Origin of the sequence: Streptomyces sp. NPDC101393, from assembly GCF_044767385.1 — a bacterium.
GTDB lineage: Bacteria > Actinomycetota > Actinomycetes > Streptomycetales > Streptomycetaceae > Streptomyces.
The window spans coordinates 467,982-494,368 of sequence record NZ_JBIWNU010000006.1; the positions used below are offsets into that span (position 1 = coordinate 467,982).

23 protein-coding genes and 1 pseudogene are annotated in these 26,387 nt (G+C 74.8%); 18 read left to right on the forward strand and 6 right to left on the reverse strand.

Going from position 1 to position 26,387, the window contains the following annotated elements:
• Positions 1-45: 45 nt before the first annotated feature.
• Complete coding sequence (locus ACIRQ7_RS21760; protein ID WP_404264467.1) at positions 46-681, reverse strand: hypothetical protein; 636 nt, start codon at positions 679-681, stop codon at positions 46-48.
• A 78-nt stretch (positions 682-759) separates the two neighbouring features.
• Positions 760-2,439 (reverse strand): IclR family transcriptional regulator C-terminal domain-containing protein, encoded by a 1,680-nt coding sequence (locus ACIRQ7_RS21765; protein WP_404264469.1) that lies wholly within the window; start codon positions 2,437-2,439, stop codon positions 760-762.
• 176 nt (positions 2,440-2,615) lie between these two features.
• Between ACIRQ7_RS21765 and ACIRQ7_RS21770 the strand changes: the two are divergent.
• From ACIRQ7_RS21770 to ACIRQ7_RS21805, 8 genes and pseudogenes are all read left to right on the forward strand, one after another.
• Positions 2,616-3,410: pseudogene (locus tag ACIRQ7_RS21770) on the forward strand (CoA transferase subunit A); the annotation flags it as partial.
• A 195-nt stretch (positions 3,411-3,605) separates the two neighbouring features.
• Entirely contained in the window at positions 3,606-4,400 is a 795-nt protein-coding gene (locus tag ACIRQ7_RS21775) for a CoA-transferase subunit beta (RefSeq protein WP_404264586.1), read from the forward strand.
• Positions 4,397-5,623, forward strand: coding sequence for a thiolase family protein (locus ACIRQ7_RS21780; protein ID WP_404264470.1), 1,227 nt, complete (start codon positions 4,397-4,399; stop codon positions 5,621-5,623). Before ACIRQ7_RS21775 ends, ACIRQ7_RS21780 begins: the two co-directional genes overlap by 4 nt.
• Before the next feature lie 181 nt (positions 5,624-5,804).
• A complete protein-coding gene (pcaH, locus tag ACIRQ7_RS21785) occupies positions 5,805-6,632 on the forward strand; it encodes a protocatechuate 3,4-dioxygenase subunit beta (protein ID WP_404264471.1) in 828 nt (275 codons plus the stop codon).
• Positions 6,632-7,294, forward strand: a complete 663-nt coding sequence (gene pcaG / locus ACIRQ7_RS21790) for a protocatechuate 3,4-dioxygenase subunit alpha (protein WP_401470645.1) — start codon at positions 6,632-6,634, stop codon at positions 7,292-7,294. Before pcaH ends, pcaG begins: the two co-directional genes overlap by 1 nt.
• A 79-nt stretch (positions 7,295-7,373) precedes the next feature.
• Positions 7,374-8,828 carry a 3-carboxy-cis,cis-muconate cycloisomerase gene (gene pcaB / locus ACIRQ7_RS21795; RefSeq protein WP_404264473.1) on the forward strand — a complete coding sequence of 485 codons (1,455 nt, stop codon included), beginning with the start codon at positions 7,374-7,376 and terminating at the stop codon, positions 8,826-8,828.
• A 101-nt stretch (positions 8,829-8,929) separates the two neighbouring features.
• Positions 8,930-10,231: a 4-carboxymuconolactone decarboxylase gene (pcaC, locus tag ACIRQ7_RS21800; RefSeq protein ID WP_404264475.1), complete on the forward strand. Its 1,302-nt coding sequence runs from the start codon at positions 8,930-8,932 to the stop codon at positions 10,229-10,231.
• A complete protein-coding gene (locus tag ACIRQ7_RS21805) occupies positions 10,231-11,445 on the forward strand; it encodes a 4-hydroxybenzoate 3-monooxygenase (RefSeq protein ID WP_404264477.1) in 1,215 nt (404 codons plus the stop codon). The genes pcaC and ACIRQ7_RS21805 overlap by 1 nt, the downstream gene beginning before the upstream one ends.
• Here ACIRQ7_RS21805 and ACIRQ7_RS21810 read toward each other — a convergent pair.
• Positions 11,391-12,491, reverse strand: coding sequence for a PP2C family protein-serine/threonine phosphatase (locus ACIRQ7_RS21810; protein ID WP_404264479.1), 1,101 nt, complete (start codon positions 12,489-12,491; stop codon positions 11,391-11,393). The two genes, ACIRQ7_RS21805 and ACIRQ7_RS21810, sit on opposite strands and share 55 nt — an antisense overlap.
• Before the next feature lie 294 nt (positions 12,492-12,785).
• On the opposite strand from ACIRQ7_RS21810, the gene ACIRQ7_RS21815 reads away from it, so the two are divergent.
• The 5 genes from ACIRQ7_RS21815 to ACIRQ7_RS21835 all read left to right on the forward strand — a co-directional run bounded on the left by ACIRQ7_RS21815 (position 12,786) and on the right by ACIRQ7_RS21835 (position 17,604).
• Positions 12,786-13,844, forward strand: coding sequence for an NAD-dependent epimerase/dehydratase family protein (locus ACIRQ7_RS21815; protein ID WP_404264481.1), 1,059 nt, complete (start codon positions 12,786-12,788; stop codon positions 13,842-13,844).
• A gap of 103 nt (positions 13,845-13,947) precedes the next feature.
• A complete protein-coding gene (locus ACIRQ7_RS21820) occupies positions 13,948-14,664 on the forward strand; it encodes a glycosyltransferase family 2 protein (protein ID WP_404264483.1) in 717 nt (238 codons plus the stop codon).
• Positions 14,661-15,320: a DUF2064 domain-containing protein gene (locus ACIRQ7_RS21825; protein WP_404264485.1), complete on the forward strand. Its 660-nt coding sequence runs from the start codon at positions 14,661-14,663 to the stop codon at positions 15,318-15,320. The genes ACIRQ7_RS21820 and ACIRQ7_RS21825 overlap by 4 nt, the downstream gene beginning before the upstream one ends.
• On the forward strand, positions 15,317-16,183 hold the full coding sequence (locus tag ACIRQ7_RS21830) for a methyltransferase domain-containing protein (RefSeq protein ID WP_404264486.1): 867 nt from the start codon (positions 15,317-15,319) through the stop codon (positions 16,181-16,183). The genes ACIRQ7_RS21825 and ACIRQ7_RS21830 overlap by 4 nt, the downstream gene beginning before the upstream one ends.
• A 53-nt stretch (positions 16,184-16,236) precedes the next feature.
• Positions 16,237-17,604 (forward strand): hypothetical protein, encoded by a 1,368-nt coding sequence (locus ACIRQ7_RS21835; RefSeq protein WP_404264488.1) that lies wholly within the window; start codon positions 16,237-16,239, stop codon positions 17,602-17,604.
• Positions 17,605-17,680: 76 nt separating this feature from the next.
• Here the strand turns inward: ACIRQ7_RS21835 and ACIRQ7_RS21840 are convergent, their stop codons facing one another.
• Complete coding sequence (locus tag ACIRQ7_RS21840; RefSeq protein ID WP_404264490.1) at positions 17,681-17,929, reverse strand: hypothetical protein; 249 nt, start codon at positions 17,927-17,929, stop codon at positions 17,681-17,683.
• 199 nt (positions 17,930-18,128) lie between these two features.
• Between ACIRQ7_RS21840 and ACIRQ7_RS21845 the strand changes: the two genes are divergently transcribed.
• Positions 18,129-18,659, forward strand: a complete 531-nt coding sequence (locus ACIRQ7_RS21845; protein WP_401470618.1) for a MarR family winged helix-turn-helix transcriptional regulator — start codon at positions 18,129-18,131, stop codon at positions 18,657-18,659.
• Between the two features lie 50 nt (positions 18,660-18,709).
• On the opposite strand, the gene ACIRQ7_RS21850 is transcribed toward ACIRQ7_RS21845, so the two are convergent.
• Both ACIRQ7_RS21850 and ACIRQ7_RS21855 read right to left on the reverse strand, forming a co-directional pair.
• Positions 18,710-19,903 (reverse strand): serine hydrolase domain-containing protein, encoded by a 1,194-nt coding sequence (locus ACIRQ7_RS21850; RefSeq protein ID WP_404264492.1) that lies wholly within the window; start codon positions 19,901-19,903, stop codon positions 18,710-18,712.
• Between the two features lie 140 nt (positions 19,904-20,043).
• Entirely contained in the window at positions 20,044-20,802 is a 759-nt protein-coding gene (locus ACIRQ7_RS21855) for a GntR family transcriptional regulator (protein WP_404264494.1), read from the reverse strand.
• A 217-nt stretch (positions 20,803-21,019) separates the two neighbouring features.
• Here ACIRQ7_RS21855 and ACIRQ7_RS21860 point away from each other — a divergent pair, with 217 nt between their 5' ends.
• The 4 genes from ACIRQ7_RS21860 (at position 21,020) to manD (ending at position 26,338) form a co-directional block, all read left to right on the forward strand.
• A complete protein-coding gene (locus tag ACIRQ7_RS21860) occupies positions 21,020-22,399 on the forward strand; it encodes an MFS transporter (RefSeq protein WP_404264496.1) in 1,380 nt (459 codons plus the stop codon).
• Positions 22,400-22,449: 50 nt separating this feature from the next.
• Positions 22,450-23,541: an NAD(P)-dependent alcohol dehydrogenase gene (locus tag ACIRQ7_RS21865; RefSeq protein ID WP_404264498.1), complete on the forward strand. Its 1,092-nt coding sequence runs from the start codon at positions 22,450-22,452 to the stop codon at positions 23,539-23,541.
• Positions 23,534-25,054, forward strand: coding sequence for a mannitol dehydrogenase family protein (locus ACIRQ7_RS21870; RefSeq protein ID WP_404264500.1), 1,521 nt, complete (start codon positions 23,534-23,536; stop codon positions 25,052-25,054). Before ACIRQ7_RS21865 ends, ACIRQ7_RS21870 begins: the two co-directional genes overlap by 8 nt.
• Before the next feature lie 69 nt (positions 25,055-25,123).
• Positions 25,124-26,338: a D-mannonate dehydratase ManD gene (gene manD, locus ACIRQ7_RS21875; protein ID WP_404264502.1), complete on the forward strand. Its 1,215-nt coding sequence runs from the start codon at positions 25,124-25,126 to the stop codon at positions 26,336-26,338.
• The last annotated feature ends 49 nt before the right edge of the window (positions 26,339-26,387 follow it).

The following is a 26,387-nucleotide window of genomic DNA, read 5'->3' on the forward strand; positions in this document are numbered from 1 at the left end:
GCCCCGGCGACGGCCCTGCTCGCGGGCGGTTGCCCGGAGGCGGCGCTACCCGATCGCGAACGCCGCCGCCGTTGCCGCGCCCAGTGCCGCCCCCGCCAGGGTCTGCGCGACGGAGTGGAAGGCCAGCGCCACCCGCGTCCAGCAGACCGCCGCCACCACCGCGTACGCGAGCAGCCACCAGGGTGAGTGGACGACCGAGAGCAGTGAAGCGACCGAGGAGGCGACCGCCGCGTCCACGGAGATCTTCCAGACGGTGTTGACGGCCAGCAGGACGACGGTCATCGCCCACAGGGCCGACATCGCCACCAGGATGCCGTGGGGGGCGTGCCCCAGGACCATCAGGGCGGCCCCGGCGCCTATGGAGCCCAGGATGACGAGGAAGATCGGCGCGCGCTTCGTCCGGTCGACGACATGCCGGTCGCCCCATGTGCCGCGTCTGCGCTGCCATTCGATGTAGCCGGCGGGGACGATCCCCGCACACAGCGCACCGAGCAGGCCCCAGGGCAGGCCGGTCCAGTCGCCGGCCGCGGCCAGGCCGATACCGGTCATCCCGGCGAGCAGGACGTTGCGGGGCTGGAGGATGTCCGTGACCGTGCGGGCCACGGCGCGGGTGCGAGGTGTGGCAGGAGCGGTCCGGGGCGGATCCTCGGGAAACCCCGGGGCGGGGGCGGTGCCGGGCATGGGGTCGAGGGTCCTCTCGTGGGGCGAAGCGGGGCAAGTCAATTGCCGCACACCGGAGTTACGGGGGCGGTGCGTGGCTCAGAGCGCGGGGATGCGCGCGTACCTGCCCGCCACGCGCAGATCGGCCTCGATGGCTTCGGCGGTCTCGCGCAACGCCGGCAGGATCGCCGCGCGCGCCTCACCGGCCGGGCAACGTCCGGCGTGCGTCGAGACGTTGACGGCGGCGACGACATGCCCGTCGCGGTCGTGTACCGGGACGGCGAGGGACCGCAGCCCCTCCTCCAGCTCCTCGTCGACGAGCGCGTACCCCTCGGCGCGGACCCGCGCCAGGAGACCGGCGAGCCGTTCCGGATCCGTGACGGTGTGCCGGGTGAGCGGCGCGAGGTCGGCCAGGGCGAGGCGGGCGGACCGTTCCGCCTCGGGCAGACCGGCGAGCAGCACCCGCCCCATCGACGTCGGGTACGCCGGGAACCGGGTGCCCAGGGTGATGTTGACGCTCATGATGCGGACGGTGGGGACCCGCGCCACGTACTGGATGTCGTCGCCGGACAGCACCGCCATCGACGCGGAGTCGTGCACCCGCTCCACCAGCGCGGCCAGATGGGGCTGCGCGATCGCCGGCAGCGTCAGGCCGGAGAGAGGCGCGAAGCCCAGTTCCAGCACCTTCGGCGTCAGCCGGAAGAGCTTGCCGTCGGTGGCGACGTAGCCGAGGTGTTCCAGGGTGATCAGGGCGCGGCGGGCGGTGGCCCGTGCCAGGCCGGTGGCCGCCGCCACGGCGCTCAGTCCGAGCGCGGCGCGGCCGGCGCCGAACGCGGTGAGGGTGATCAGGCCGCGGGCCATCGACTCGACGAATTCGGGGCCGAGTTCCTGCTTCGAGGCGCGCATCCAGGACGCCTGGACCGGGCCGTGGGCGTCCTCGGCGGCGGGCGCCGGGGCGCGCAGCGCGTGCTCCATCGCGCCGACCGTCTCGCGCAGCCGGGGGAGCACGGCCTCGCGCAGCGCGTCGGCGCTCAGCCGGCTGGTGTGGCTGACGACGCTCAGCGCGCAGACCGTACGCCCCGACGCGTCCCGGACCGGTACGGCGACGGCGACCAGGCCGGGCTCGATCAGCTGGTCGTCCAGTGACCAGCCGTCGGCGCGGGCGGCGGTCACCCGCGCCGCGAAATCGCCGCTCCGGTCGTCGGCGGCGCCGGGCGGCCGCGGTGGTACGGCGGGGAAGCCGGCGTCCGCGGGGTCGGCGGCACGGCGCAGCCGCCAGCGCTCCCAGTCGGCCGGGTCCCAGTCGCCGGCGAACAGCGCGCCGGGCGCGCCCCGCTCGGCGGGCAGCAGATCGCCGATGCGGAAGGCGAGCGACATGGCGCGGCGGCGGGTCGCCTGGTGGACGAAGCGCACCCCGTCGCCGTCGGGGACGGCCAGCGAGACCGATTCGTCGAGCTCGTCGGCGAGCCGGTCGGCGAGCGGGCCGAGCCGGTCGGGGAGTTCGCAGGCGGCGAGGTAGGCGTTGCCGAGTTCCAGGAGCCGGGGTGCCAGTACGGCGTCGCGGCCCTCGATGCGTACGTGGCCGAGCCGGGTCAGGGTGCTCAGCACGCGGTCGACCGTGGAGCGCGCGAGGCCGGTGCCGCGCACCAGGTCACCCACGGCCTGCCGCCCGCCGCCGGCCGCCAGTTCACGCAGCACGGCGAGGCTGCGCATCAGCGGCGCCACCGCTTCGGGCGGCGGCTCCGGGGTGGGCGGGGCGGCGGTTTCGGGGTGCGGCATGGACTCTCCACGGTGCGGCGATCTCGTCGGAACCGTACCCGGCGGACCGTTGACAGGGCCGGGGACGGGGGCCAAACTCAGGGCAGTCTAATTATGAACTTAAGTTCACTGTGCGAACACGTTGGTGTGGGGCGGTCCGCGAGGGCCGCACCCCGGTACGACCCGAGGGCGAGGACATGGCCGAAATCCGTTCGCTGCACGATGCCGTCGCGGAACTGATCCATGACGGAGACACCGTGGCGCTGGAGGGGTTCACCCACCTGATCCCGTTCGCCGCAGGGCACGAGATCATCCGGCAGGGCATCACGGGCCTCACGCTCGCCCGGATGACCCCCGACGTGGTCTACGACCAGCTGATCGGCGCCGGCGCGGCCCGCAAACTGGTCTTCTCCTGGGGCGGCAACCCCGGTGTCGGATCCCTGCACCGCTTCCGTGACGCCGTCGAGAACGGCTGGCCCGCCCCGCTGGAGATCGACGAACACAGTCACGCCGGGATGGCGAACCGCTACGCGGCGGGCGCGTCGAAGCTGCCGTTCGCGGTGCTGCGCGGCTACCGCGGCAGCGACATCCCGGACCGCACGTCCACGGTCTCCACCGTCACCTGCCCCTTCACCGGTGAGGAACTGGCAGCCGTCGCCGCCCTCAACCCGGACGTCACCGTCATCCACGCCCAGCAGGCGGACCGGGCCGGCAACGTCCAGCTGTGGGGCCTGGCCGGTGTGCAGAAGGAGGCGGCGCTCGCCGCACGGCGCGTCCTGGTCACCGTCGAGGAGATCGTCCCGACGCTGGAGCCGCGCCCCGGCGCCGTCGTCCTGCCGAGCTGGGTCGTCGACGCGGTGGCGGTCGTCCCCGGCGGCGCCCACCCGTCGTACGCGGCCGGCTATTCGGTCCGTGACAACGCCTTCTACCAGGCCTGGGACGGTATTTCGCGCGATCGCGAGGCCTTCGCGCGGTGGCTGGCGACCAGCGTGCACGGGGAGCGGTGCGCGGCGGCCCCCGCGGCGGCCGCGGCGACCGCTCCGTCGGCGGAAACGGTGACGGAGGCGGCGCCGGACACAGTGAGGGACACACTGACGGACACGGCGGCGGACACGGACACCCCGGCCGCAGGCGCGACCGGCCCCTCCGCCGCGCCCGCCGCCCCCGAATGCACCCGCGACGAGCTGATGGAGGTCAACGCCGCCCGCGCCCTGGCCGGAGCACGTACCTGCTTCGTCGGGATCGGGCTGCCGAGCACCGCCGCCAACCTCGCCCGCCGTACCGTCAATCCGGATCTGGTGCTCGTCTACGAGTCCGGCACCATCGGCTCCAAGCCGACCCGGCTGCCGCTGTCCATCGGCGACGGCGAACTCGCCGACACCGCCGACGCGGTGGTGTCCGTGCCGGAGATGTTCAACTACTGGCTCCAGGGCGGCCGGATCGACGTCGGCTTCCTCGGCGCCGCCCAGGTCGACCGGTTCGCCAACATCAACACCACCGTCGTCCACCGGGGCCCCGGCAGGCCCGAGGGCCGGCTGCCCGGCGCGGGCGGCGCCCCCGAGATCGCCGCCAACTGCGGCCAGGTGCTGATGGTCCTCCGGCACAGCCGGCGCAACTTCGTCGGCGCGCTCGACTTCGTCACCACGCTCGGCCACGGCGGCGGCCCGAAGGACCGCGCGGCCCTCGGCATGCCCGGCGCGGGGCCGGCCGCGGTCATCACCGACCTCGGGGTGCTGCGCCCCGACCCGGTCACCGCGGAGCTCGTACTCACCGCACTCCACCCGGGCGTGACGGCCGATCAGGTACGCGACGCCACCGGCTGGGACCTCAAGGAGGCCGCTCACCTCGGCGTCACGGACCCGCCCACCGCCGCCGAACTCGCCGCGCTGCGCGCCCTGAAGGCCGCCGCCCAGGACGGCCCCGCCGCCCAGGCGCCCGCGCGGAACACCCCCGCCGCCGGCACCCGGAAGGACGCTTCATGATCACCGACCGCCCGCGGGACGTCTATGTCGTCGACGCCGTCCGCACCCCGATCGGCAAATACGGCGGCGCGCTGGCCGGCGTCCGCCCCGACGACCTCGCGGCCCATGTCGTCAAGGCCCTGGTGGACCGGTCACCCGGGCTGGACCCGGCCACGATCGACGACGTCTTTCTCGGCAACGCCAACGGCGCCGGCGAGGAGAACCGCGACGTGGCCCGGATGGCGGTGCTGCTCGCCGGGCTCCCGGTGACGGTGCCCGGCGTCACCGTCAACCGCCTCTGCGGCTCCGGCATGGAAGCCGTCATCCAGGCCGCGAGGGCCGTGGCCCTCGGCGACGCTTCGGTGGCCGTCGCCGGCGGCGTGGAGTCGATGAGCCGCGCGCCGTGGGTGCTGCCCAAGCCCGAACGCGTCTTCCCCGCCGCGCCGCAGACCCTGCACTCCACCACCCTCGGCTGGCGGCTGACCAACCCCCGGATGCCCGACGCGTGGACGGTCACCCTCGGCGAGGGCGCGGAACTGGTCGCCGACCGCTGCGGTATCACCCGCGAACAGCAGGACGCCTACGCGCTGGCCAGCCACGAAAAGGCGGCGCGGGCGTGGAAGGACGGCGCCTTCGACGCCGAGGTCGTGCCGTATGCGCGGGGCGCGGCCCCCGCGGGCACGGGCGGCGAGGCGGCCCTGCTGCGGGACGAGTGCCTGCGCGAGGACGCCTCGCTCGACGCCCTCGCGGGACTGCGCCCCGTCTTCCGGACGGAGGGGGGCACCGTCACCGCGGGCAACTCCTCACCGCTCAACGACGGTGCGGCCGCGCTGCTGCTGATGGACGAGGCGGGCCTGCGCGCCTCCGGCTGCGAACCGCTCGCCCGGATCCGCAGCAGCGCCGTCACCGGCATCGCGCCACAGCACTTCGGACTCGGCCCGGTCGCCGCCGCCGAACGCGCCCTGGAGCGGGCGGGCCGCGGCTTCGGCGACCTGCACACCGTGGAACTGAACGAGGCGTTCGCCGCCCAGGCGCTCGGCTGCCTCGCCGGCTGGCCCGGCCTCGACCCCGGCATCGTCAACCCGCACGGCGGCGCCCTAGCCCTCGGCCACCCGCTCGGCGCCTCCGGAGCCCGGATCGCCGGCGCACTCGCCCACCAACTGGCAGACGCGGGCTCCGGTACGGGCCTGGCCGCCCTGTGCATCGGCGTCGGGCAGGGGCTCGCGCTGGTGCTGGAGCGGTAGGCCGTGTCCGCAGATCCCGTCTGCCCCGCGACGGGGCCCGCCCTCCGGGCGGACGACGGGACTTCGCGTACACGCCCCAGGCCCCAAGTGCCGTGGCCCGCAACCGAATCCACCGGCCGGGAGCGCCCGTACGCCCCGGTCACCCCGCCCCCGTGACCACCACCGCAGGGAGATGGCACCCATGACCCCACCCGTACCTCTCGGCGGCACCGCCCCCGTCGGCGGCGCCGGCGCCGCACCGCTCACCCAGGCCGACGTCAGCCGCGAGATCGCCGCACTGCACGACGCCGCGGCCACCGACCGCGCGGCCGGCCGCCCCGCGCCGCACCACCCCGCGCGCGGCTACGCCCCGTACCGCAGCAGCGGCCTGCGCCACCCCCGGCAGCCGCTGGTCGGCATCGACCCCGCGGCCGACCCGGAGGCCGTCGAGCTGAGCGGCCCCGCCTTCGGCGTCACCGACATCACCGACCTGGACGCCGATCTGACCCGCCGGCACCCCGGAGAGCCGCTCGGTGAACGCATCACCGTCTCCGGCCGCGTCCTGGACCGCACCGGCCGCCCCGTACGCGGTCAGCTCGTCGAGATCTGGCAGGCCAACGCGTCCGGCAGGTACGCCCACCAGCGCGATCAGCACCCCGCCCCGCTCGACCCGAACTTCACCGGCGTCGGCCGCTGCCTGACCGACGACGACGGCGGGTACGCGTTCACCACCGTCAAGCCCGGCGCCTACCCGTGGCGCAACCACGACAACGCCTGGCGCCCGGCGCACCTCCACTTCTCGCTCTTCGGCTCCGCCTTCACCCAGCGGCTGGTCACCCAGATGTACTTCCCCGGCGACCCGCTCTTCGCGTACGACCCGATCCTCGCCTCGGTCACCGACCCCGCGGCGCGGGCGCGGCTGGTCGCCGCCTACGACCACGCGCGCTCCCGCCCCGAATGGTCCCTGGGCTACCACTGGGACGTGGTCCTGGACGGCCCGTCCGCCACCTGGATGGAGGAAGGCCGCTGATGACCCGCACCGACCGGCAGGCCCCGTCGCCCGCCCCCCGCACCCCGGACACCCTCCCCGCACCCCTCGCCCCCACCCCCTCGCAGACCGTCGGACCCTTCTACGGCTACGCGCTGCCCTTCCCCGGCGGCGAACGCGTCGCACCGCACGGCCACCCCGACACCGTCACCGTGCACGGATACGTCCGCGACGGGGCAGGCGCCCCGGTGCCGGACGCGCTGCTGGAGTTCTGGCAGGCGGCACCCGACGGCAGCCTGGACGGCGCCCCCGGATCGCTGCGCAGGGACCCCGTCACAGGAGCCGTCATCGGCCGTGACGGCGTGGCCTTCACCGGCTTCGGCCGGGTCCCGACGGACGCCGACGGGCACTACGCCCTGCGGACCCTGCCCGCCACCGCCCCCGCAGGGAACCCGCACGCCGCGCCCTACCTCGCCGTCTGCGTCTTCGCCCGGGGCCTGCTGCACCACCTCTTCACCCGCGTCTACTTCCCCGCCAACGCGTCGGCCAACGCCGCCGATCCGCTGCTGGCGCGGCTGCCCGCCGACCGGGCGGCCACCCTGCTGGCCCGCACCGACGGCCCCGGCCGGCACCGCTTCGACATCCATCTGCAGGGCGCCGCCGACGGCACCCACGAGGAGACGGTCTTCCTTGACTTCCGCTGACCCGACGGCTCCTGAAGACCCGACGAGGGGCCCCGGGACCGCAGACCTCACACGCTGCACGCCGTCCCCGTCCGCCGACGTGGGGCTGCTGACCCCGTCCTGGGCCGGCTCCGCCGTCGCCGACGCCACCGGTGACACCGCGTACCTGCGTGCCCTGCTCGACGCGGAGGCCGCGCTGACCCGCGCCCAGGCCACCCTCGGGCTCGCCCCGGCGTCCGCCGCGGCAGCCGTCACCGCCGCCGCGGACCCCGGCAGCCACGACCCCGGCGCACTCGCCCTGCGGGCCCGCGCCGCGGGGAACCCGGTGGTTCCGCTCGTCGCCGACCTGACCGCCGCCGTCGGCGCCCGCGACCCGCAGGCCGCCGAGTACGTCCACCGCGGCGCCACCAGCCAGGACATCCTGGACACGGCCACGATGCTGGTCGCCGTCCGCGCCCTGGAGAGCGTCCTGGCGGACCTGGACCGGACGGCCGGGGCGCTGCGCCGTACGGCCGGCGCCCACCGCGCCACCCCGATGGCCGGCCGCACCCTCACCCAGCACGCCGTGCCGACCACCTTCGGCCTCAAGGCCGCCGGCTGGCGCGCCCTCGTCCTCGACGCCCGGGACCGGCTCGCCGCCGTACGCGCCGCGCTGCCCGCCCAACTGGGCGGCGCGGCCGGCACACTCGCGGCGTTCCCCGCGTACGCGCGGGCCACGGACGCGGAACGGGACGGCGGGGGCGCGGCCGGGGCGGAGGTGGCGCAGGACGTCGGCATCCGGCTGCTCGCCGCGTACGCCGCCGAGACCGGGCTCGCCGAACCGGCCCTGCCCTGGCACACCTTGCGCACCCCGGTTGCCGACCTCGCCGGAGCGCTCGCCTTCGCCGCCGGCGCCCTGGGCAAGGTGGCGGCCGATGTCCTGACCCTGACCCGGACCGAGACCGGCGAGGTCGCCGAGGGCGGCGGCCGCGGAGCTGCCACAACGCCGCCCGCGGGCGGCTCGTCCGCCATGCCGCACAAGGCCAACCCGGTGCGGGCCACGCTCATCGCCGCCGCGGCCCGGCAGGTCCCGGCGCTCGCCGCGGTCCTGTACGGATCCCTGGCGGCGGAGGACGAGCGCCCGGCCGGTGCCTGGCACGCCGAATGGCAGCCGCTGCGGGATGCCTTGCGGCTGGTGGGCGGCGCGGCCCGGGACGCTGCCGAACTCACCGCGGGGCTACGGGTGTTCCCGGACCGGATGCGCCACAACCTCGCCCTGACCGGGGGACTGGTCACCACCGAACGCCTCGTCGCGGCCCTCACCGCCCTGACCGGCCGCGGCGAGGCCCGCCGCATCCTGGACGCGGCGTCCCGGCGCACCGCAGAGGAGGGCCTCGGACTGTACGAGGCCCTGCGCGAGGACCTGGACCGGGACCCGGCCGTCGCGGCGGCCCTCCCCGAGGAGGCCCTGCGCCAACTCCTCGACCCCACCGACTACTTGGGGTCGGCGACCGCACTCGTCGACCGCGCACTGGACCGCCGCAGCCACGAGAGCGACCCGCGGGAGCCCGCATGACACACCGGCCCGCCGCAGCCAGGCAAGCAGAGCAGCGACCGGGAATCCCGCCCGGGGGCCGACCGGGCGCTGTCCCCGGCCGCCGGGTCGTCCATCACCGGGTGGACGGCCGCGAGGGGGACCCGCCGCTCGTCCTGGGCCCGTCGCTGGGCACCGACCTCACCCTCTGGGACCCTCAACTCCCCGCGCTGCAACGGCAGTACAGGGTGGTGCGCTGGGACCTCCCGGGCCACGGCGGCACGCCGGCCGACCTGCTCGACGCCCCGGCCGGCACCACGGCCACCACCACTCCCGTCACCCCCGCCCCCGCCGTCACCACCACGGTCCCGCGGCTCGCCCGCCTCGTCCTGGACCTCGCGGACGCCCTCGGCATCGCGCGTTTCGCCTACGCCGGGGTCTCGCTCGGCGGGGCCGTCGGCGCCTGGCTCGCCGTGCACCACCCCGAACGGGTCAGCTCCCTCGCCCTGATCTGCTCCTCCGCCCGCTTCGGCGCACCACAGGCCTGGCGCGAACGAGCCGCCCTCGTACGGCAGCAGGGCACCGGCCCCATCGCGCAGGCGTCGGCGGACCGCTGGTTCACCCCGGCCTTCGCCGGCTCCCCGGAAGCCGTGGCCCTGGTGGAAGGACTGCGAAACAGCGTGGACCCGGCGGGCTACGCGGCCTGCTGCGACGCCCTCGCCGCCTACGACCTGCGCGCCGACCTGGGCCGGATCGCCGCCCCCACGCTCGTCGTCGCGGGCCGCGCCGACCCGGCCACGCCGCCCGCCCACGCCCGCGAACTCACCGACGGCATCCCGGACGCGGGCCTGGTCGAGCTGCCGGGCGCCTCGCACCTCGCGAGCGCCGAGCGCCCCGCCCCGGTACTCGCCGCCCTCCTGGGCCATCTCGCCGCCCACCCCGACCGGGCCGGCGGCCCCGGGCCCGCCGAAGGCGCCCCGGCCGCCGGCGGCGACGACCGCGCCCGGTACGACGCCGGCATGTCCATGCGCCGAGCCGTACTCGGCGACGCCCACGTGGACCGGTCGATCGCGCGGACCAGCGCGCTCACCGAGGTCTTCCAGGACTTCATCACCCGCTACGCCTGGGGCGAGATCTGGACCCGGCCGGGGCTCTCCCGGCAGACCCGCAGCTGCATCACGCTGACCGCGCTCATCGCCCGCGGCCATCACGACGAACTCGCCATGCACCTGCGGGCCGCACTGCGCGGCGGCCTCACCCCGCAGGAGATCCAGGAGGTCCTCCTCCAGTCGGCCGTCTACTGCGGCGTACCGGCCGCCAACACGGCCTTCGCCCTCGCCGACCGCACCGTCGCCGCCTGGCTCGACGAGACGGGCGGGGCGGCAGCCGGCACCACGGACGACCGCACCACGGACGACATCACCACGGAAGGGACGGACCGCTGATGTCCGCACAGCGCACCACGGTCGGGATCATCGGCGGCGGCCCGGCGGGACTGCTGCTCGCGCGGCTGCTGCACCTGTCGGGTGTCGACTGCGTCGTCCTGGAGCACCGCGACCGCGAGTACGTCGAGCGCCGCCAGCGCGCCGGCATCCTCGAACAGGGCACCGTCGATGTGCTCCGCGACTGCGGGGCGGGCGCGCGGATGGACCGCGAGGGCCTGGTCCACGACGGCATCGAGCTGCGCTTCGACCGCCGCTCCCACCGCCTCGACTTCCCGGAGCTGACCGGAGGCCGCAGGGTGACGGTCTACGCCCAGACGGAGGTCGTGAAGGACCTGATCGCCCTGCAGCTCGACGCCGGGGCGCCGCTGCGCTTCGGCGCGCGGGTGCACGCCGTGGAAGGCGCGGACACCGACCGGCCGGTCATCCGCTACACCCACCAGGGCCGCGAGCAGACCCTCGGGTGCGACTACGTCGTCGGCTGCGACGGCTTCCACGGCGTCACCCGCCACGCCGTCCCGGAACACGCGCGGCGTACGTACGAGCGCAGTTACCCCTACTCGTGGCTCGGCGTGCTCGCCGATGTCCCGCCGTCCTGCGACGAGTTGGTCTACGCCCACTCCGAGCGCGGGTTCGCGCTGCTGAGCATGCGCACACCCACCGTCAGCCGGCTCTACCTCCAGGTCCCCAACGGCACCGACCCGGCGAGCTGGCCCGACGACCGCATCTGGGACGAACTGGAGGCCCGCGCGGCCACCGACACCCCCTGGACGCTGCGGCGTGGTCCGCTGACCGCCAAGTCGGTGCTGCCGATGCGCAGTTCGGTCACCGAGCCGATGCGCTACGGGCGGGTGCTGCTCGCGGGCGACGCGGCGCACATCGTGCCGCCGACCGGCGCCAAGGGCCTCAACCTCGCCGTCGCCGATGTCACGGTGCTGGCCCGCGCCCTCATCCAGCAGCACCGGACCGGTTCGACCGAGCTCCTCGACGCCTACTCCGACACCTGCCTGCGCCGGGTCTGGCGCGCCGAGCACTTCTCGTCCTTCATGACGACGACGCTGCACACCGCCCCGGACCAGTCACCGTTCGAGACCCGGCTGCAGCTCTCCCAGCTCGACCGCATCGCCGACTCCCGGCACGCCGCCACCGAACTCGCCGAGAACTACACGGGGATGCCGCTGACCCGGGGGCTGTCGTCGCCGTGCGCGGCACGGTAGCGGACCAGCAGCATGGCCGCGTCGTCGTGCAGCGGGCCCTCGACATGCTCGACCAGGTCCTCGCGCACCGCCCGCAGCGCGGCCTCCGGGTCGGGGTCCTTGAGCAGCGCGGCGCGTTCGTCGAGCGGGTAGAAGCGGCCCGCCGCGTCACGGGCCTCGGTGACGCCGTCGGTGTAGAAGAGCATCTGGTCGCCGGGCGCGAAGGGCACCTCGTAAGGGCGCGGGGGCTCGGTGTCCTTCAGGCTCAGGCCGAGCGGCACCGCCCGCTCGGGCGGTGCCGCGAAGGCGACCGAGCCGTTGGGGCGGACGACCAGGGGCGCCGGATGGCCGAAGTTCAGCAGTGTCGCGTTCGGGCCGTCCCCGACCTCGGCGAGCATCGCCGTCACAAAGCGCTCGCCGGACAGATGACGGTTCAGTGCCCGCTCCACCCGCTCGCCGACCGCCGGCAGATCCACCTCGTCGTGCGCGGCCTCCCGGAAGGCGCCCAGCACCACCGCCGCGCTCTCCACCGCCTCCAGGCCCTTGCCCTGGACGTCCCCGACGATGATCCGCACCCCGGCGGGTGAGGTCACCACCTCGTACAGATCCCCGCCGATCCGGGCCGCGGCCACCGCGGAGGTGTACGAGACGGCGATCCGCAGCGGTCCCGCGCCGCGCGGCACCGGGCGCAGCAGCACGCGCTGCGCGACCTCGGCGATCGACCGGACGCCGGCCAGCTCCTCCTCGCGGCGCCGGCGCATGACGGCGGCGACCAGACCGGCCGCGGTGACGCCCGCGACCGTCAGCAGCGCGGTCAGTCCGCGCCGTCCCTCGAACAGGCCGTTGTACATGCCCAGGCCGAGGCAGAGCATGAAGGCGATCAGTCCGACGAGCGCCGTACGGCGCCAGCCGCCGACCAGCCCGGCGAACGCGGGCCCCAACGAGACCAGGGGCAGGAAGCCCACGCCGGGGCCCGCGATGAGGTCGACCGCGCAGACGACGGCCATCACCGCGTAAGGGAACGCGGACAGCACACGGGAGCCGGCGCGCGGCTCCCCGTTCTCCACGGCCAAGGTGTACTCCGACGGTGTGGCGAGAGGTGGTGCGGACAGGGGGAGCTGACAGGTGTTCGGAGGCCGCCGGCCTTGGGCGCTGTCCGAATTCGGCCCCCGACCCGAGCATATGCGCCATATGCCGGACCGAATTACCTCGAATGCGTCGCTGTTACCTAATCGCAGTGGGGAGGCCGGCCCGAACCCGCGCGGCGGACCCGGCCCGGGAGGGGCGAGGGATCTTACGGACCCATGACGCGGCGGCCGTGCCGCGCCGCTGATCGCGCTGCCGCGCCTAGCGTGACCTGCATGCGTGTACTGGTCACCGGCGGCGCCGGATTCATCGGATCGCAGGTCGTCGAGGCGCTCACGGCGCGCGGGCACGAGCCCGTCGTCCTCGATGCCCTGCTGCCCACGGCCCACCCCGGCCTCCCGCCGGAGCGGCCGGGGGTGGACCGCATCGTCGCCGACGTCCGCGACCGGGCGGCCGTCGACGCGGCACTGCGGGGCGTGGACGCGGTCTGCCATCAGGCCGCGATGGTCGGCCTCGGCAAGGACTTCGCGGACGCCCCCGACTACGTCGGCTGCAACGACCTGGGCACCGCCGTACTCCTGGCCGCGATGGCCGCGGCCGGTGTCGGCCGGCTGGCGCTCGCCGGGTCGATGGTGGTCTACGGGGAGGGCCGCTACGCGTGCCCGGTCCACGGTGTGGTGCGGCCCGGCCCGCGGACCGCCGCCGACCTCGATGCCGGACGCTTCGAGCCGCGCTGCCCCGAATGCGGCGCCGAACTGCGGCCCGGCCTCGTCGACGAGGACGCGCCGGCCGATCCGCGCAATGTGTACGCGGCGACCAAGCTCACCCAGGAACACCTGGCCGCCGCCTGGGCCCGGGCGAGCGGCGGCCGGGCCCTCTCGCTCCGCTACCACAACGTCTACGGGCCCGGGATGCCGCGCGACACCCCCTATGCCGGGGTGGCGTCGTTCTTCCGCTCCGCGCTGGCCCGTGGCGAGGCGCCGGCCGTCTACGAGGACGGCGGCCAGCGCCGGGACTTCGTCCACGTACGGGATGTCGCCGCCGCCAACGTGGCCGCCCTGGAGGCACTCCCGGACCGGGAGGCGGGAACCCTGACCGCGTACAACACGGGCAGCGGGGTGCCGCACACGGTGGGGGAGATGGCACGCGCGCTGGCCGGCGCCTGCGGCGGACCGGAGCCGGTGGTGACGGGCGAGTACCGGCTCGGGGACGTCCGGCACATCACGGCGTCGTCGCACCGGATCGCGGCCGACCTGGGCTGGCGCGCCGAGGTCGGATTCGACGCGGGCATGCGGGAGTTCGCCCGCGACGGCATGCGCCCCGTGAGCCCGTGAGCCCTTGAGCCCGTGAGGTCCGAGGCCGCAGCGCCCCGCGGCCGCGGCCCGGTGCCGCACCGCCGCGTCGCCCCACCGTCCGCTTCGACCCGTAGGTGACCGAGTGACCCACTCCCTTCCGACCGCCCCCCGCCCGGCCCCGGTGGATGTCGTGCTGCCCTGCCTCGACGAGGCCGCCGCGCTGCCCTGGGTGCTGGAGCGCATCCCGCCGGGCTGGCGTGCCGTCGTGGTGGACAACGGCTCCACCGACGGCTCGGCCGACGTCGCCCGCCGCCTGGGCGCCACCGTCGTGCACGAACCGCTGCGCGGCTTCGGCGCCGCCTGCCACGCCGGACTGCTGGCGGCCGAGGCGGACATCGTCTGCTTCTGCGACTGCGACGCCTCCCTCGACCCCGCCGAGCTGGCCCCGTTCGTGCGCGCCGTACGCGACGGTGAGAGCGATCTGGTACTGGGCCGCCGGCGTCCGCAGGGCCGCGGCGCCTGGCCGCTGCACGCCCGGCTGGGCAACGTCGCCCTCGCCGGGATGCTGCGCCGGCGCACCGGACTGCGACTGCACGACCTCGGCCCGCTGCGGGCCGCCCGGCGCAGCGGGTTGCTCGGCCTGCACCTCACCGACCGCCGCAGTGGCTACCCGCTGCAGATGGTGGTCCGGGCCGCCGACGCCGGCTGGCGCGTCGAGGAGCGGGACGTGCCCTACCGCCCGCGCACCGGCCGGTCCAAGGTCACCGGCACCTGGCGCGGCACCTGGCACGCGGTGACCGATATGCGTGCCGTCCTCCGCCAACCGCCGGCCGCGTCCCCGAAGGGAGCCACCCGATGACCGAGCCCGCCGTCCGTCCGGGACCGACGACGGTCCTGGTCATCGCCAAGGAGCCGGTGCCGGGCCGGGTCAAGACCCGCCTCACCCCTCCGTACACGGCCGAGCAGGCCGCCGAACTGGCCGAGGCCGCCCTGCACGACACCCTCCGGGCGGTGCGCGCGATGCCCGCCCGGCAGCGGATCGTGGTCCTCGACGGCACACCGGGGCGCTGGCTGCCGGACGGATTCGAGGTCCGGCCGCAGTGCGCGGGCGGCCTGGACGAGCGGCTGGCGGCGGCGTTCGGCGGCTGTACCGGGCCGACCCTGCTCATCGGCATGGACACCCCCCAGGTCACACCCCAACTCCTCGCACCCGCACTGGACATGGACGGATGGCGGGATTGCGACGCCTGGTTCGGGCCGGCCGAGGACGGCGGATTCTGGGCGCTCGGCCTGGCCTCGCCCGACCCCGCGCTGCTGCGCGGCGTCCCGATGTCCACCGACCGCACCGGCGCCGTCCAGCGCGCCCGCCTCACCGGCGCGGGGCTGCGGGTGCGCGACCTCCCGCCGCTGCGCGATGCCGACACGGCGGACGACGTGCGGCGGGTCGCGGCCGCCGCCCCCGATGGCCGGTTCGCCGCCACCCTCGCCCGCCTGACGGAGGCAGCCGACCGATGAGCACCACCATGCCGCCCGCCGTGCCCGCCACCCGCCCCGAAACCGTCTCCTGGGGCGCGGACCCGTACGCCGACGCGCTGCGCAGCGGCCGGGGCCCGCTGTTCCTGCGCCGGACCGACGGCTGGCTGCTGCCGCTGGAGGTCGAACGCTGGTGCGCGGGCGCGGACACCGCCGACCTCTCGGCGCTCCGCCGCTGCGAGGGAACGGTCCTCGACATCGGCTGCGGCCCCGGCCGGCTGGTCGCGGCGCTCGCCGCGCGGGGCCGGCGGGCGCTGGGCATCGACGTCAGCGAGGCCGCGGTCTCCCGTACGGCCCAGACGGGCGGCGCCGCGCTGCGCCGCTCGGTCTTCGAATCCCTTCCGGACGAGGGGAGCTGGGGAACCGCCCTGCTGCTCGACGGCAACATCGGTATCGGGGGCGACCCGCACGCCCTGCTCGCCCGGAGCGCGGAACTGGTCGTCCACGGCGGGCTGCTCATCGTCGAGACGACAGCAGCCGACGTGGACGAGCGGGTCCGGGTCCGCGTCGACAACGGATACGGCGGACACCGCGCCCAGGGCGACCTCTTCCCCTGGGCGCGGGTGGGCACCCCGGCGCTGCTGCGCTACGCGGCGCCGGCCGGATGGCTGCCGGTCGACCGCTGGACGATCGCCGAACACGCCGTGGTGGAGGGGGAGTTCGAGTCCGGCGAAGTACGCTGCGGTCCCGGAACCGGCGCCGTTCCCGAGCAGCGGCCCGCCCCGGGGGAGGGGCGGGCGGAACCGGAACGCCGCGCCGCCCCGGAACGCCGCTTCGTCGCACTGCGCCGCGCCGCGCCGACGGACCGCCGCGGCGCGGCCATACCCGATCCGACGGCACGGTGACGGTGCCCCGCCGGACCGCCCGGCCTCCGCGGACGGCGCCTTCGCGTGCCGGGGTGTCCCCCGGGAGCCGCTCGGCTCACCGCGCCGATCTGCGCGCCGCCACCGGCGCCGCCCTGCTCGTCGTACTGGCCGCCGCTGTGGGCACCGTCATTGAGCGCACAAGCGGCAGTCTGCACGTCAACTGGCCGCCGCTGTACGCCTCGTGGGACCCGCACCTCGGCCCCGGCACCCCGGCGGCCGTCGCGGTCGCCGTCGCCGTGATCGCCTACGGGCCGCCGCTGGCCGCGCGGTTGCCCTGGCGCGTGCTCGTCCCGGCCGGCTGGGCCGCGTCGATGGCCTGGACCTGGTCGCTGGCCCTCGTCGACGGCTGGCACACCGGCATCGCAGGACGGCTCACCACCGCGTACGAGTACCTGACCGTCATCCACCGTTTCGACGATCCGGGCCGGGCGCTGCGCGACTTCACCCACCACATACTCGACACCGCCCCGGACCACTGGCCCGCCCATGTCGCGGGGCACCCGCCGGCCGCCGTCCTCACCTTCGCCGGACTGGACCACCTCGGCCTGGGCGGCGGCGCCTGGGCGGGCGTCTGGTGCATCACCCTCGGCACCTCCGCGGTGGCCGCGGTCCTGGTCGCGTTGCGCGTCCTCACCGACGAGACGACGGCGCGCCGGGCGGCGCCGTTCCTGGTGGCGGCCCCGGCGGCCGTGTGGGTCGGTACCTCCGCGGACGGCTATTTCGCCGCCGTCGCCGCCTGGGCCCTGGCCCTGCTCGCGCTCGCCGTGACGGGCACCACCCGGGCCCCGGCGGCCGCCGCCCTGGCCGCGGGGCTGCTGTTCGGGCTCACCTGCTACCTCTCGTACGGGCTGACGCTGATCGCGCTGCCCGCCGCAGCGATGCTGCTGCTCACCCGTGGGGTGCGCCTGCTGCCCCTGGTGGCGGCCGGGATGATCGCCGTCGCCGCGGCCTTCTCCCTCGCCGGATTCAACTGGTGGGAGGGCTATCAGCTGCTGGTGGAGCGCTACTACCAAGGCGCCGCCGCGGTCCGCCCGTACGCCTACTGGATATGGGGCAATCTCGCCTGCGCCGTCCTCATCACCGGCCTCGCCCCGGCCGCCGGCCTGCGCCGCGTCCTCGCGGCGGCCCCCGGCGCGCTGCGGCAGCTGCGCCCGGCCGGTGCGTCGCGCGCCACCGCGGCCGGCCGCCTGGTGGTCCTCGTCCTCGCGGCCCTCGCCGCGCTGCTCGTGGCCGACCTCTCCGGTATGAGCAAGGCGGAGACCGAACGCATATGGCTGCCCTTCGCGTTCTGGCTGCTGCCCGCCACCGCGCTGCTGCCGACGGCCCGCCACCGCCACTGGCTCGCAGCCCAGACAGCGCTCGCGCTGCTGCTCAACCACCTTCTGTATACGGGGTGGTGAGGAAGCGTCAGGCACGGCGATCCCGAGTGCCGGGCTCGGGCAGGGCGGCCGTGTCCGGAAGGGCGACGGCGGCCGGCTACGCCAGATACGGCCGGGTCGAGTCCACCCGGCCGGGGCGCAGGATGCGCAGTGGTCCGCCGCCGCAGGACGGGCACTCGGCGCGGGTGAGCGGGGAGGCGACCCGGGTGCCGTGGGCGAAATAGTCGGCCCGCCGTTGGCCGGAGAGATCGGTGGAGTGCCGGATCTCGTAGTCCTCTTCCCATCCGTGTCCGCAGTGCAGGCAGACGAACGCATACGCCTCGTGCACCGTCTCGGGGTCGGCCATGCTCACCACGCCCTCTCTCGGTCCGAGGCGCTCGCGCCGGGACCGGATCCGTGCCGCACCCTCCATTATTGCACTCTGCAATGGTGCGCGAAAGGTGTGGCGGGCGCGAGGGGAGGGCGGGACGCGGGGGGGCAAGGAGCCCTTGCCGCCTTTCGGTCCCGCCACCAGGAGTGACGCGGTCACCGGGTATAAAGGCGCCATGGGGTACGACGTGAACCGCCCGCCGCGGCCGACCGGGGCCGCCGCGCCCGGCGAGGATCTCGACAAGGATGTCGAGGAGGTCATCGACGCCGTGCTGACCACCTCCAGGCTGCTGGTCGCCATCTCCGCCCGCGCGCTCGCCGAGAGCGAGCCCACTCTCACGCTTCCGCAGCTGCGCGCCCTTGTGGTGCTGCGCGGTCAGGGGCCGGTGAAGCTGGCCTCGCTGGCCGCTGCGCTGGGCGTCAACCCGTCCACCGCGATGCGGATGATCGACCGGCTGGAAGCGGGCGGCAGCGTCGACCGGCAGGCCAATCCGGGCAACCGCCGCGAGGTCGTGCTCAGTCTGACGGAGAAGGGCCGCCGGCTCGTCGACCAGGTGCTGGCCCACCGCCATACGGAGATCGCCGCGATCGTGGCCCGGATGCCGGCCGAGAAGCGCGCCGGGCTCGTCGGATCGCTGCGCGCCCTGACCGACGCGGCGGGCGAACCCGCCCTCCCTCCGGGCTCGTTGTCGCCCAGCCGGGACTGAGGGCTGACGGGCCGACAGCCAGGACCTCCTGCGTCAGGGCCGCGCCCGAGTCACCCCCGCGCCCGCTCCAGGCCCGCGTACACCGCCGCGACCAGATGCTTGCTGCGCGGGTCCTCGCCCGAGGTGCCGGCGCCGAACTTGTTCATCGTGTACGCGTACGAGAGCCGGTTCTCCGGGTCGGCGAAGGCGTACGAACCGCCCGCGCCGCCATGACCGAACGCCCCGGGATTGGGGCCCGCGTGGCCATAGTGGTTGAGCATGTAGCCCAGCCCCCACCGGAGTTGGGCGCCTGCCGGGGCGAGGGCGCCGATGACCAGATCGTTCTCGTCGGGCAGGCTCTGTGAGCGGCGCATCGCCTCCAGGGTGCCGGGCCGCACAAGCTTCCCGCAGGCCAGCGCGCCGTAGACCGCGGCCAGTCCGTGGGCGGAGGCGTGCGCGTTGCCCGCCGGGATCTCGGCCGAACGGTAGGCGGCGCTGTTGACGTCCCCGGTGGGGAGGTAGGTCAGCGCGAGCATCACGGCCACCAGCGGGTGGTCGGAGAGCGCCTGGTACGGCGGCTTCGGGGCGCCGGGGAACCGCTCGGCGAGCCGCGCCTCGTTCAACTGCCCGACCATGTCGGCGCATTGGTCCTGCTCCTCGGCCGGGGTGCCGATGAACACCCGGGCGTCGAGCGGCCCGGTGATCTCGCGGCGCAGGAAGGTGCCGAGGGAGAGTCCGGTGATCCGGCGCACCACCTCGCCCACCAGGAACCCGAAGCTCACCGCGTGATAGCCCTGTGCGGTGCCCGGCTCCCACCACGGCGGGCTCGCCGCGAGGGTCGCGCACACCCGGTCCCAGTCCTGGACATGCTCCACGGGCAGCCGCTCGCGGGGTGCGAGCAGCCCGGCGCGGTGGCTGAGCAACCAGCGCACGGGTATGTCCTGCTTGCCGGCCTGCGCGAACTGGGGCCAGTAGCGGGCGACCGGCGCGTCCATGTCCAGCTCTCCCCGGTCCGCCAGGAGATGCGCGCAGAGCGCGGTCATGCCCTTGGACGTGGAGTAGACGTTCACGAGCGTGTCGCGCTGCCATGGGCGGGTGCGCTTCCGGTCCGTGTGGCCGCCCCACAGGTCGACGACCGGCTCGCCGTCGACGGTCACGGACACCGCCGCACCGACATCGCCGTGTTCCGCGAAGTTCCGCGCGAAGGCGTCGCGTACGCCCTCGAAGCCGGGTGCGCAGTGGCCGTTGGCAGGGGCATTCTCCACGGTGCTCTCCCTCGCGTCGTCGTCCGTGGTCCTCGTACCGTCACCCCTGTGCGGGCTGCCCTTCCGGGCGGTCCTGGGGTGTCCTGTACCGGATCATCCGGCCGGGTCGATGCCTGTGGCAACCATGGGACCCGTACGGCTCAGCGGCGCGTGTCCGGGTGGAGCCGCCTGCGCAGCGGGGTGGCGCCGCCCGCGGGGTCCTCGAAGAGCGCCGGATGCCGGGCGCGGATTGTCTCGATATCGCTGTGGACGCCGCGCAGATGGCCGCTCAGGGCATGCTCGGCGGCCGCCGTGTCGCGCTCCTCCAGGGCATCGACCACCGCGGTGTGTTCGGCGACGAGCAGCTCGACGCGGTGCGGCAGCGGGAGGCTGAGGCGTCGGGCGCGGTCGAGGTGGGCCTTGGCCGTGGTCACCGTCCGCCACAGCGTGCGGTGGCCGCTGGCCTCCATCAGGCGGCGGTGGAACGCCTCGTCCAGCGCGAAGAACGCCGCCGGCTCGCCGCTCTCGCAGACCTCCCGCTGGCGCACGAGGATGTCGCGCAGCGCGGCGATGTCGGAGGCCTCGGCCCGCTCCACGGACTGGCGCAGCGCGGCGAGTTCGATGGCCTCACGGACGAACTGCGCCTCCAGTACGGCGGGCACGCTGATCCGGGTGACGAACGTCCCCAGCTTCGGGAAGACCTCGACCAGCGCCTCCTCCCCGAGCAGGATCAGCGCCTCGCGCACCGGCGTACGGCTGACCGTGAGTTCCGCGGCGAGTTCGTTCTCCGACAGCGGGCTGCCGGGGGGCAGTTCGAGCGAGGTGATCCGCTCGCGCAGCACCGTGTGGACCCGGGAACGCACCGATTCCTTGGGTGCCGCCCCGGCCCCGGGCCGCTGCTCGCGACGCTGATCATCCATGTCCACACTCTCTCATCCACCACCATTGCTGACTACCATACAAGGCTTGTATGGTAGCGCCGCCGCAGCTCGCAGCGGGCGCCCGAAGAGGGGGAACCCGCTGGTCCGAGGCCTGGACGAGCCGCTCGTTCCGGGCCGGCCGGCGCGCCGCACACGGGGAGCGGGGCACCTGGGCCGCGGCCCCGTCAGGACAGACGTCAGGAATGCGAGGTCAACGATGACGACCGCACCCACCCCACCGGGCGCCGTACGCGCCGGCCCGGAGGCGGACCGGCCCGCCGCACCGCGCCGCCCGCGCGGCCGCGGCCACAACGTCCGCTGGACGATCGTCCTTCTCTGCTTCTGCGGGATGGCCGTCAACTACCTCGACCGGGCCACCCTCAGCGTCGCGCTGCCCACCATGTCCAAGGACCTGCACTTCGGCCCGGAGACCCAAGGGGTGGTGCTGAGCGTCTTCTTCATCACCTACGCGATCTGCCAGCTGCCCTCAGGCCTGCTCCTCGACCGCTTCGGCGTCAAGCGTGTCTTCGCCCTCGGCGCCCTGTGGTGGTCGCTGTCGACCATGGTGACCGGCGCGGTACGCGGCGTCGGCACGCTCATCGGCGCACGGCTGCTGCTGGGCACCGGCGAGGCCGTCGGCTATCCCGCGCCCGCCAAGGCCGTCTCCCGCTGGTTCCCGGTCCGCGAGCGCACCCGCGCCAACAGCGTCTGGGACAACGGCTCCCGCGTCGGCACCGCCGTCGCCCTGCCGCTGGTCACCGGCATCGTCGCCTGGCTGCACTGGCGGGCCGCCTTCGTCATCGCCGGCGTCATCGCGCTGATCTGGATCGCCGCCTGGATGCGCTGGTACCACGAGCCCGAGGACCACCCCGAGCTCACCGCGGCCGAACGCACCTACATCGAGCAGGGCGGCGCCCGGCTGGAGTCCACCGAGCAGCGGGCCGACGCCGGCGACGGTGCACCGGGCCCCGCCTCCATCCGCTGGCGCGACCTGTTCCGCTACCGCACGGTGTGGGGCATGATGCTCGGCTTCTTCTGCATCAACTACGTCATCTACTTCTTCATCACCTGGTTCCCCAGCTACCTCGTCGACGCTCGCGGCTTCGACCTCCTGGGCCTCGGCTTCTTCGGCACCCTCCCCGGCCTGGTCGCGATCGTCGGAAGCCTGGCCGGCGGCTGGACCGCCGACCGGCTCCTCCAGCGCGGCTGGAGCACCACCAAGGTCCGCAAGACCTGCACCGTCGCGGGCACCCTGTGTTCCTCGGTGATCGCCTTCACCGTCGTCGTGCCCAGCGCCGCCGCCGCGCTCGCCCTGCTGTCCGTCAGCTACGCCTCGCTCTGCTTCGCCACCGCCAACGTCGCCTCGCTGCCCGCCGACATCGCCCCCACCCCCGGCCATGTCGCCTCGCTCAGCGGCATCCAGAACTGCGCCTCCAACGTCGCCGGCGCCCTCGGGCCGATCGTCACCGGCGTCCTCCTCGGCATCTCCGGCGGCTCCTACCTCCTGCCGCTGGTGATCTCCGGAGCGCTTTCCCTCGTCGGCGCCCTCGCGTACGCCTTCGTCATCCGCCGCGTCGAACCGCTGCCCGCACGGTGAAGCGCCCGCTCGCCCGCCCCCGCCCCCCGGCCAGAGAGAAGGAACTCCCCGTGCTCCCGCCCACCCACCGCGCCGCCGTCCTGTACGCGCCCCAGGATCTGCGCGTCGAGGAACGCCGCACCCCCGAACCGGGCCCCGGCCAGGTGCTGGTGCGGATCGCCGCCGTCGGCCTCTGCGGCTCCGACCTGCACTACTACGCGCACGGCGAGAACGGCCCGAACGTGCTGCGCACCCCCACCGTCCTCGGGCACGAGGCCGCCGGCGTCATCGCCGCCACCGGGCCGGGCGCCGACCGGCACGCGGTGGGCACCCCCGTCGCCATCGAGCCCGCGCACCCCTGCGGCCGGTGCGCCCGCTGCCGGCGCGGCGCGTACAACCAGTGCCCGCACGGCACCTGCTACGGCTCGCCGCCCACCGACGGGGCGCTGGCCGCCTACGTCCTGGCGCCCGAGGACTTCGTTCACCCGCTGCCCGACGGTCTCGACCTCCGGCACGGCGCGCTCATCGAACCGCTTGCCGTCGCCGTGCACGCCGTACGCCGGGCAGGGGTCCGGCCCGGCGACCGGGTGCTGGTCACCGGCGCGGGGCCGATCGGTCTGCTGGTCCTCCAGGTCGCGCGCGCGGCCGGCGCCGACCGCATCGAGGTGAGCGATGTGAGCCCCCAACGGCTGCGGTACGCGGAGAAGTGGGGTGCCACCCGCACGGTCGACCCGGCCACGGCACAGGTCGTCGACGCGGCACCCGGCATGCTCGCCGACCCGGACGGCTTCGATGTCGCCCTGGACTGCTCCGGCAACGCCGGCGCCCTCGTCGGAGCACTTCGCGCCCTGCGCCCCGGCGGCACCGTCGCGGTCGTCGGCAACCCCGCCACCGTGGCCACCGAACTGCCGCTCGCCTGGATGCAGCGGCAGGAAATCACCCTGGTCACCGCCTTCCGCTACGCCAACGACTTCCCCGCGGCCATCGCCCTCGCCGCCACCGGCCGCGTCCGGCTCGCCGAACTCGTCACCTCCTGCCACCCGCTGGACGCCTCGGACGCGGCACTGCGGGCCGCTCTGACCGACCCCGCCCAGCTCAAGGTCCTCGTCACCCCGGAAACCGGCCCCGCCGGGGGCAACTCCCAGGGGGCACACCATGGTTGATGCTCCCGGCGCGCCCCGCCTGTCCCGCGCCCAGCTCCCCGTCCCCGGCCTCGGGCGGCCCCGCGGCGCACCCGAAGCGGGCATCGTCCACCTCGGGCTCGGCAACTTCCACCGCGCCCACCAGGCCGTCTACACCGCCGAGGCGCTCCGGCACGCCGACGGACCCTGGGGCATCACCGGCGTCGTCACCGGCCCCCGGCAGCGCTCACGCCCCGTCGTGACCGGCATGACCGCACAGGACGAGCTCTACACCGTGCTCACCCTCAGCGGCGACGGCGCCGTCCGCGCCGAGGTGCCCGGCGTGCACCACCGCGGTCTGCTCGCGGGGGACCGGCCGGAGGACGTCGTCGCCGCCATCGGCGACCCCGCCACCCGCATCGTCACGCTGACCATCACGGAGAAGGGCTACACCCGCACCCCGTCCGGCGGCCTCGACCTCGACGATCCCCGGCTCCGGTGCGACCTCACCACCCCCGCCGCCCCGCAGACCTCCCTCGGCCTGCTGATGCGCGGCCTGCAACGCCGGGTCCGCGGCCACGCCGCCCCGCTGACCGTGCTGTCCTGCGACAACCTCTTGGACAACGGCGGCCAACTACGCCGTCTGCTGGGGGAGTTCACCGACGCGCTGCCGTCCGGTGAACGCGAGGAGCTGGCGCCGTACCTCACCACCGCGGTGTCCACGCCCAGCAGCATGGTCGACCGCATCGCCCCCGCCACCACTGACGCCCACCGCGCCCAGGTCACCCGCTGCTTCGGACTGCGCGACGCGGTTCCCGTGCCGGCCGAGCCCTACCGCCTGTGGGTGCTCCAGGACGACTTCCGGGCCGGCCGCCCCGCCTGGGAGCGGGCCGGCGCCGTCTTCACCGCCGACGTGGCCGGCTACGAGACGATGAAGCTGTGCCTCCTCAACGGCGCGCACTCCTTCCTCGCCTACCTCGGCCTGCTGCACGGATACGGCTCCATCGACCGGACCGTCGCCGACGAGCGGCTCGGCGCGGCCGCCCGGCACCTCATGACCCACGAGATCCTGCCGGCCCTCACCCTCCCGGACGGCGTCGACGGCCCCGCCTACATCGACGAACTCCTCGAACGGTTCGGCAATCCCGCACTCGGCCACCGCACCGCCCAGGTCGCCGCCGACGGTTCCCTCAAGATCCCGGTCCGCTGGGCCGGAGCGCTCGCCCACCACCTGCGCTCCGGCGCCGTCCCCGATCTGCTCGCCCTCGGCGTCGCCGCCTATATCCGCGTCATCACCCGGGGGCCGGACGCCGGTCACGGGCAACCGCCCGTCGCCGGACAGGACGGCGCCACCGACCGGCTGCGCGCCCTCGCCGCACGCGCCGGCGGCCCCGGCGCGGCGGCCCGGCTCCTCGTGGAGGCCGGTGGCTTTCTCCCCGAAGAGGCCGCCGGGCACCGGGAGTTCGCATCACGGGTGGCCGCCTTCGCCGACGACCTCGCCACCCACGGCCCGCACACCACCCTGCGCACCGCCCTCACCACCACACCCCTCTGACCTGCCTACGTCTCCCCGTCCGCACATCCGCACCCCTCCCCAGACGCAAGAAAGGCGGGCCGCCGCACAATGGCCACCATCGTCGACGCCACGGTGTTCGTCACCAGCCCCGGACGCAACTACGTCACCCTCAAGCTCACCACGTCCGACGGCGTCACCGGCATCGGCGACGCCACCCTCAACGGCCGCGAACTGGCCGTCGCCTCCTACCTCCGCGACCACGTCTGCCCCACCCTCATCGGCCAGGACGCGGACCGCATCGAACACCTCTGGCAGTACCTCTACAAGGGCGGTTACTGGCGCCGCGGTCCGGTCACCATGACCTCCATCGCCGCCGTCGACGTCGCCCTCTGGGACATCAAGGGCAAGGTCGCGGGTCTCCCCGTCTACCAGCTGCTCGGCGGCGCGGCACGCGACGGCGTCACCGTCTACGGCCACGCCAGCGGCAACGACATCCCCGAACTCCTCGACGACGTCGAGCGTTTCCTCGGCCAGGGCTTCCGCGCCGTCCGCGCCCAGGCCGCCATCCCCGGCCTGGAACGCGTCTACGGCATGCGCAAGGGCGACGGTGTCACCTACGAACCGGCAGACGGCGGCCTGCCCACCGAGGAGAACTGGGACACCGGCGCCTACCTGGACTTCGTCCCCACCTACATGGCCGCGGTCCGCGACAAGTTCGGCTACGGCTTCCAGCTGCTGCACGATGTGCACCACCGCCTCAGCCCCATCGAGGCGGCCCGGCTGGGCAAGTCTCTGGAGCCTTACCGGATGTTCTGGATCGAGGACCCGACACCCGCCGAGGACCAGGAGGCGTTCCGCCTCATCCGGCAGCACACCACCACCCCGCTGGCGGTCGGCGAGATCTTCAACAGCATCTGGGACTGCCAGCACCTGATCACCAACCGGCTGATCGACTACGTCCGCACCTCCGTCTCGCACGCGGGCGGCATCAGTCACCTGCGGAAGATCTTCGCGCTCGCCGAGCTGTACGGCGTCCGCTCGGGCTCGCACGGCGCCGGCGACCTCTCCCCGGTCTCCTTCGCCGCCGCCCTGCACGTCGACCTGTCCGTCCAGAACTTCGGCATGCAGGAGTACATGGGCCACCTGAGCCCCTACGAGGACGTCTTCCACACGTCCTGGACCTTCGAGGACGGCCTGATGCACCCCGGCAACACCCCCGGCATCGGCGTCGACTTCGACGAACAGGCCGCCGCACGCTTCCCGTACACGCCCAAGTACCTCCCGGTGAACCGCCTGCGGGACGGGTCGGTGCACGACTGGTGACACCGGCGCCGCCCCGGGTGACCGGATCCCACCGGGGCGGCACGCACCG

Excerpts from the sequence above, each read along its gene's own strand:
- ACIRQ7_RS21760 (WP_404264467.1), bottom strand. The coding sequence starts at position 681 with ATGCCCGGCACCGCCCCCGCCCCGGGGTTTCCCGAGGATCCGCCCCGG.
- ACIRQ7_RS21765 (WP_404264469.1), bottom strand. The coding sequence starts at position 2,439 with ATGCCGCACCCCGAAACCGCCGCCCCGCCCACCCCGGAGCCGCCGCCC.
- ACIRQ7_RS21775 (WP_404264586.1), top strand. The coding sequence starts at position 3,606 with ATGGAGGTCAACGCCGCCCGCGCCCTGGCCGGAGCACGTACCTGCTTC.
- ACIRQ7_RS21780 (WP_404264470.1), top strand. The coding sequence starts at position 4,397 with ATGATCACCGACCGCCCGCGGGACGTCTATGTCGTCGACGCCGTCCGC.
- pcaH (WP_404264471.1), top strand. The coding sequence starts at position 5,805 with ATGACCCCACCCGTACCTCTCGGCGGCACCGCCCCCGTCGGCGGCGCC.
- pcaG (WP_401470645.1), top strand. The coding sequence starts at position 6,632 with ATGACCCGCACCGACCGGCAGGCCCCGTCGCCCGCCCCCCGCACCCCG.
- ACIRQ7_RS21805 (WP_404264477.1), top strand. The coding sequence starts at position 10,231 with ATGTCCGCACAGCGCACCACGGTCGGGATCATCGGCGGCGGCCCGGCG.
- ACIRQ7_RS21815 (WP_404264481.1), top strand. The coding sequence starts at position 12,786 with ATGCGTGTACTGGTCACCGGCGGCGCCGGATTCATCGGATCGCAGGTC.
- ACIRQ7_RS21825 (WP_404264485.1), top strand. The coding sequence starts at position 14,661 with ATGACCGAGCCCGCCGTCCGTCCGGGACCGACGACGGTCCTGGTCATC.
- ACIRQ7_RS21830 (WP_404264486.1), top strand. The coding sequence starts at position 15,317 with ATGAGCACCACCATGCCGCCCGCCGTGCCCGCCACCCGCCCCGAAACC.
- ACIRQ7_RS21840 (WP_404264490.1), bottom strand. The coding sequence starts at position 17,929 with ATGGCCGACCCCGAGACGGTGCACGAGGCGTATGCGTTCGTCTGCCTG.
- ACIRQ7_RS21845 (WP_401470618.1), top strand. The coding sequence starts at position 18,129 with ATGGGGTACGACGTGAACCGCCCGCCGCGGCCGACCGGGGCCGCCGCG.
- ACIRQ7_RS21855 (WP_404264494.1), bottom strand. The coding sequence starts at position 20,802 with ATGGATGATCAGCGTCGCGAGCAGCGGCCCGGGGCCGGGGCGGCACCC.
- ACIRQ7_RS21860 (WP_404264496.1), top strand. The coding sequence starts at position 21,020 with ATGACGACCGCACCCACCCCACCGGGCGCCGTACGCGCCGGCCCGGAG.
- ACIRQ7_RS21870 (WP_404264500.1), top strand. The coding sequence starts at position 23,534 with ATGGTTGATGCTCCCGGCGCGCCCCGCCTGTCCCGCGCCCAGCTCCCC.
- manD (WP_404264502.1), top strand. The coding sequence starts at position 25,124 with ATGGCCACCATCGTCGACGCCACGGTGTTCGTCACCAGCCCCGGACGC.